Origin of the sequence: Bacillus cereus group sp. BfR-BA-01381, assembly GCF_022663555.1 — a bacterium.
Taxonomy (GTDB): Bacteria; Bacillota; Bacilli; order Bacillales; family Bacillaceae_G; genus Bacillus_A; species Bacillus_A pacificus.
The window spans coordinates 24,156-30,675 of sequence record NZ_JAKUFR010000061.1; the positions used below are offsets into that span (position 1 = coordinate 24,156).

Here is a 6,520-nt window from a genome sequence, read left to right on the forward strand (position 1 = left end):
GGCAGTAAGACCCCTACCTCAAAAATTCAGCGAAAGCAAAGAAGTTAGGTGGGGGATGAAGAAAAAACCCCCCACTGATTAAAGTTTTACTTTATATCGTAAAAGTCTGATTTATACAGGAAAAAATCCCCACTAATTAAATTTTCAATTTATAATAGAAAAAGAAGTAGTTTTATAAGAACTTTTTATGGGGAGAAAGTGAACATGTATAAAATATTAATTGTAGAAGATGATGAGAAAATCGCGGGGATATTAGAGGAACATTTAGAAAGGTATGGCTATCAGTCATTTAGAGCGAGTGATTTACGGCATATAAAAGATGAATTTGTAAAAGTAAATCCACATCTCGTGTTACTTGATATTAATTTACCGTATTTTGATGGGTTCTATTGGTGTCGTCAAATCCGCAGTGTATCGAATGCACCCATTATTTTTGTTTCTGCAAGGACGGGGGAAATGGATCAAGTAATGGCAATTGAAAATGGCGGAGATGATTACATTACGAAGCCATTCCATTTAGACATTGTAATGGCTAAGGTGAAAAGTGCACTTCGTCGTGGGTATGGTGAGTATGCTTCTGCGGCAGAAAGCGATTGTTTAGGTGTAAATGGACTGTTGTTATTCCCATCTCAGCACGTTGTTGAGTGGCAAGGACAACAAACAGAACTGACAAAAAATGAATTTTACTTATTAGAGTGTTTAATGAAACAAGCAAATCAATATGTAACGCGCGAAGAATTGTTAGAAGCCCTCTGGGATGAGGTAGCTTTTGTTGATGATAATACATTAACCGTAAATGTAAAACGTGTAAGGAAGAAACTAGAGGAGCTCGGCATTAAAAATGCAATTGTAACGAAACGTGGATATGGTTATGCGCTTCTTACAGAGTGGGGAGAAGCGCATGAAGGTTAAAGATTACCTTATGGACCGCTTTTCTTTAATTCTTTCTTACATTGTTAGCCTCTGTTTATTTGGGCTCGTTTTGCAGTTGCAAAGTCTTTTAGAAAAGCGATCTATTGATTGGAATACATGGTTATACGGACTTTTATTAGGGATAGTTGTGTTTACTGTATACCTTATTTACGATTACCGAAAACGGAGTGTATTTTTCAAGAGGATCGAAAAATATGTTACTAGCGGAAATACATTACATGATTCCTTACTTATTGATACTTCTTATACGGCAGAGCAAGAGATGGTTGTTGAATCGTTTACGCTATTAAGACAGCAATATATGAATGAAGTTCATAAACAACATGCAAAAGAACAACAGCAAATGATATTTATGAACCAATGGATTCATCAAATGAAAACACCGGTATCTGTTATTGAGTTGCTATTACAGAAGTTTGGTAAAGAGCATCGTGAAGCAAGAGCAACAGTTGAAAGTATTCGTGAAGAAAATAATCGCATACTAAATGGTTTAGATTTAGCGTTACATATGGCAAGGTTAGAGCAGTTTGCGAAAGATTATAAAGTAGAAGTAGTAAATGTGATAGATATTATTAGAGGTATTATTAATGAAAATAGAAAGTCCTTCATTCAATCGTCTGTATTTCCGAAAGTGATGTTTGAGGAAGATACTTGTATGGTTGCCTCTGATAGAAAATGGCTCAGTATTGCTATAGGGCAAATTGTTGTAAATGCAATTAAGTATACAAAAATTTCGGAAGCAGAAAAAAAGGAAATTCAATTTCAAATTGAAGAGAAAGATCAAAAGGTGTTATTACATATTAAGGACAATGGAATCGGTATTCCAGAGCAAGATGTAAAGCGTATATTTGATCCATTCTTTACAGGGGTAAATGGCCGTAAAACGAGAGAAGCGACTGGAATGGGTTTATATATTACGAAGGAAATTTGTGATAATTTACATCACGGTATGTATGTGCAATCGGCTGAAGGGGAAGGGACAACATTCACGTTCCAATTTGCAAAAGATGAAGAATACCATACATTAATGAGAAAAATGACAAAACTGTAAGATAACAAAACGTTTTGTAAGGGAAATCACTCGTTTCTTTTTCTTATTTTTCTTATAGTAAATGTAAGAAGAAAACACATAGGGGGATTAGAAATGAGTGTTCTTGAAGTAAAAGGATTAACGAAGGTGTACCAATCAAAAGGTTCAGTAGCAACGACTGCTTTAAATGATATAAATTTTAAAATAGAAGAAGGCGAATTTGTAGGGATTATGGGTCCTTCAGGGAGCGGGAAAACAACGCTTTTAAATTTATTAGCAACAATTGATAAGCAAACTTCAGGTCATGTGCTTGTAAATGGGGAAGAAATTAATCAAATGCGTGCTGCAAAATTAGCGGAGTTTCGCCGTACACATTTAGGATTCATTTTCCAAGATTTTAACTTACTTGATACGTTATCGATTAAAGAAAATATCATTTTACCACTTGTAATGGCGAAGAAATCTGTAAATGAAATCGATGCAAAAGTGCTTGAGATTGCAAAGTTTTTAAATATCGAGGGCATTTTAAATAAAAAGGTATATGAAGTATCAGGTGGCCAACAACAACGTGCAGCAGCTGCGAGAGCGATCATTCATGAACCGACGTTAATTTTAGCAGATGAGCCAACTGGAAACTTAGATTCTAAGTCGGCAAAATCATTAATGAGCGCGTTGCAAGATTTGCATGAACAAAAGAAAGTAACAATTGCAATGGTAACGCATGATCCAGTAGCGGCGAGTTATTGCGAACGTATTCTTTTCATACGTGATGGAGAGATTTTCTCAGAAATACATAAAGGAAGAACGAAACAAGCCTTTTTCCAAGAAATTCTGGACGTACTTGCGATGCTAGGAGGAGAATATCATGAACTTTCGCCAGCTCGCGCTTAATAATGTAAAAGGAAATTGGCGTAACTATAAAGCGTTCCTTATAAGTAGTTGTTTATCGATAGTCGTATTTTTCATGTATGCTTCCTTCATTTATCATCCAGATGTTGTAGGCGGTAATATTAGTATGAGGGAGATGATTTCAAAAGGGTTAGAATCGATGAATTATATTGTAGTCATCTTCTCAGCACTCTTTATTTTATATGCAAATTCAACATTTTTACGAGCAAGGAAAAAAGAGTTTGGTCTATTAACATTAATAGGCGGAACAAAATCTCAGCTTGGCCGAATGATTATATTAGAACAGCTTATGTTAGGTAGTATTGCAATTGTAGTAGGTATTGGACTTGGTATGCTTTGTTCCAAATTATTCTTCCAAGCATTAAGCGTAATATTGAAAATAGATAAAACACTTCCACTCGTATGGAATAGTAAAGCGGTTTTGATTACAGCAGGTGTATACTTTATTTTATTTTTAATCTTATCATTGTTTAGCGTTTGGACAGTAGGACGCTTGCAAATTATTGATTTATTAAGAGAAGCAAGAAAGCAAAAAGTAGAGCCTTTTGCATTTACATGGTTATGCATAGTTGGTATAGGATGTATTATTGTTGCATATGTACTTAGCTTCCAAGTAACATTTATGAATTTTATCATTCTGTTTTTACCGATTGTAGGGCTGACGATAGGCGGAACTTATTTGCTGTTTACACAAGGTAGTACAGTCGTATTAAAGGCGTTACAAAAACGAAAAAAATCTTTTTATACATATCCAAATATGTTCGTACTTAGCAATCTTATTTATAAAATGAAAGATAATGCTCGTTTTCTATTTGTAATTTCTATCATTACGGCGGTTGTATCTTCAGCAGTCGGTACACTGTATGTATTCTTTGAAGATATGAGCTATAAGGCAGTAACTAGTACCCCGCATGCTATTTCGTATGAGGAAAAGGGAATACATACGCATAATGTCATCAAAGAAGGAAAAGCAAAAGAATTAATAAAAAAACACGGATTTGAAGAAGCGCGAGAAGTAACGTACGTAAAACTTCCTGGAACTCAAAAAATCACGATGTTTAACAGTGAACATGAGATGCCAATGGCGATTGTTTCAGAAAAAGAATATAACGCTGAAGTACGTAAACAAAAAAGAGAGCAAGTTAGAGAAGTTCATAATGCACCTGGTAGTGCAACGATGGTCATAACGGATATGGCGAACGATATGATGAAGGTAGATCTTGCGAAACCGTATGAATTTAAAATGAACGGACAAACGCAGTCTGTTCAATTAAATCAGCCAACTTCATTTTCTGTTTTTAATGATAGTGAATATCTCATTGTAAATGATCAAGATTTTGAGGAATACGCAAAGCTCGTACCAGATGAAGAAAAGACGAAATATTACGGTTATTATATAGAAGACTGGAAAAGTACAGAAGATCTTGTGTTAGATTTGAAAAAGGAAATTGCACCAGATAAGCAAGAGGAATTGCATAACTCAGTGCTCGCTTATAAAAATATAAGGGAATCAGGGGCAATTACAATGTTTATTGGTTTCTTCGTAGCTGTACTATTCTTCTTCTTTGCTTGTAGTATGACATACTTTAAATGGTTTAACGATAAAGAACAAGATCGTATTCAATTTAAATCGTTAAAGAGAATCGGTATGACAGATAAAGAAATTCGTAAAATTGCAATTCGACAAATGGGTGTTATCTTCTTTATCCCAATTGTCATCGGCGCTATTCATAGTGGATTTGCTCTTCATACGCTAGGGAAAATGCTTTATCTCGATTTATGGAAATCAGGTGCGATTGTAATTGGAGCATACATTGTAGCTTCTGCGATTTATTTTATAATCGCGCAAAGAGGATATTTGAAACACGTGCAAAGCTAGAGAAACCTCTAGCTTTTTGCCTATGTAGTAAGTTATAGGGGGACGATAGATGAACATTCGGCAACTAGCGCTGCAAAATATAAAAGGAAATTGGCGTAATTATAAAGTGTTTTTCTTAAGTAGTTGTTTTGCAATATTTGCGTCTTTTGCATACATGTCTGTCATTGTACATCCGTATATGCAAGAGACACTGTGGTATCAAAACGTACGCTGGGGGCTTATTATATGTAATGTTATAATTACTTCTTTTTTCGTCATATTTATTTTGTACTCTACTTCTATTTTCATAGAGGCACGTAAGAAAGAATTAGGGTTATATATGTTAATGGGAGCGACGAAGTCTAACGTAATAGGAGTGATTATGACCGAGCAAATATTGATCGGAGTATTTGCTAATATATTTGGTATTGGGCTTGGTATGATTTTTTTAAAGCTCTTCTTTATGGTGTTTAGTATGTTACTGGGACTTCCGAAAGAACTCCCTGTCATATTTGACGTGAGAGCGATTGGGGGAACGTTTATTGCGTATATGTTCGTGTTTGTTTTCTTATCATTTATAAGTGCTTTACGTATATGGAATATAAAAATCATTCGGTTATTGAAAGAATTTCGAGCAGATAAAAAAGAGAAGAAAACATCAATGTGGCTTTGTATATTTGGCTTTATTTGTTTAGGTATAGGATATGCGTTAGCGTTACAAGCGACGATACTAACGATAGCGTTCTATTTTTTCCCTGTGTCTATACTTGTCTTTTTCGGAACGTATTTTTCTTTTACACACGGCACTGCTCAAATATTAGAAATAATAAAACGAAATAAAAAGATTATGTATACATATCCGTACTTATTTATAGTGAATCAATTGTCACATCGAATGAAGGAAAATGGTCGCTTTTTCTTTCTGATGTCTATGGCAACGACGTTTGTAGTTACAGCAACAGGTACGGTGTTCTTATATTTTTCTGGTATGCAAGATATGTGGCGTGGTGGGGGCGTGCACTCATTTTCTTACATAGAAAAAGGTGCTTCTTCTCATGAAGTCTTTGCGGAGGGAACGGTTGAACAATTATTGCACCAATATGGATATGATGATTTTCAATTTATGAGTTTTATTGGAGTGTATGCATCTTTTCAGACCAATAAGGGGGAAACAGAAGTAGCGCCACTCATTAAACAAAGTGAATACAATCGAGAGGCAAGAAAACAAAAACAGAAAACGTATCATCCTAAAAAAGGTACAGTGACACTCGTTTATTATAATAAATACAATAATTCGAATGTATATAATCAAAAAGAGATTCAATTGCAAGTAATGAATCGACCATATCAATTCGTATTTAACGGTCAGAAAGAAGGGGTTCAATTTAACCATCATCCTTCGTACATTAATGGTCTGTTCTTTGTTATGAATGATGAAGATTTTGACAGAATAGCAAATAAGGTTCCGGATTCTGAAAAAATGATGTATAGAGGATACACATTACCAAATATCGAAAATACGAAAAAATTAAATGAAGCTTTACGGAAACATATAAAACAAGATGATAATAACGCATTTCGAAGTAATATGGAGTTATATGTGAATATGAAAGAGTTCGGCGATATTACTCTATTTGTAGGCTCATTCATTAGTATATTATTCTTTCTTACTTCATGTAGTATCGTATATTTTAAATGGTTTCATAATATTTCATCAGATAGAAAGCAGTACGAAGCGCTATCTAAGCTTGGAATGACGAAAGAAGAAGTGTGGAAGATTTCTCGCTGGC

Annotated in this window: 5 protein-coding genes; all 5 read left to right on the forward strand. The window is 34.6% G+C overall.

The features are described from left to right. Nucleotides 1-204: 204 nt before the first annotated feature. Nucleotides 205-912 carry a response regulator transcription factor gene (locus MR079_RS19500; RefSeq protein ID WP_139866523.1) on the forward strand — a complete coding sequence of 236 codons (708 nt, stop codon included), beginning with the start codon at nucleotides 205-207 and terminating at the stop codon, nucleotides 910-912. Next, nucleotides 902-1,984 carry a HAMP domain-containing histidine kinase gene (locus tag MR079_RS19505; protein WP_098228567.1) on the forward strand — a complete coding sequence of 361 codons (1,083 nt, stop codon included), beginning with the start codon at nucleotides 902-904 and terminating at the stop codon, nucleotides 1,982-1,984. The genes MR079_RS19500 and MR079_RS19505 overlap by 11 nt, the downstream gene beginning before the upstream one ends. A gap of 93 nt (nucleotides 1,985-2,077) precedes the next feature. Beyond that, on the forward strand, nucleotides 2,078-2,854 hold the full coding sequence (locus MR079_RS19510; protein ID WP_000114533.1) for an ABC transporter ATP-binding protein: 777 nt from the start codon (nucleotides 2,078-2,080) through the stop codon (nucleotides 2,852-2,854). Next, on the forward strand, nucleotides 2,829-4,751 hold the full coding sequence (locus MR079_RS19515) for an ABC transporter permease (protein ID WP_139866524.1): 1,923 nt from the start codon (nucleotides 2,829-2,831) through the stop codon (nucleotides 4,749-4,751). The genes MR079_RS19510 and MR079_RS19515 overlap by 26 nt, the downstream gene beginning before the upstream one ends. A gap of 49 nt (nucleotides 4,752-4,800) precedes the next feature. Then, nucleotides 4,801-6,520 (forward strand): ABC transporter permease (locus MR079_RS19520; RefSeq protein WP_242294467.1); only part of this gene is annotated, 1,720 nt, incomplete at its 3' end.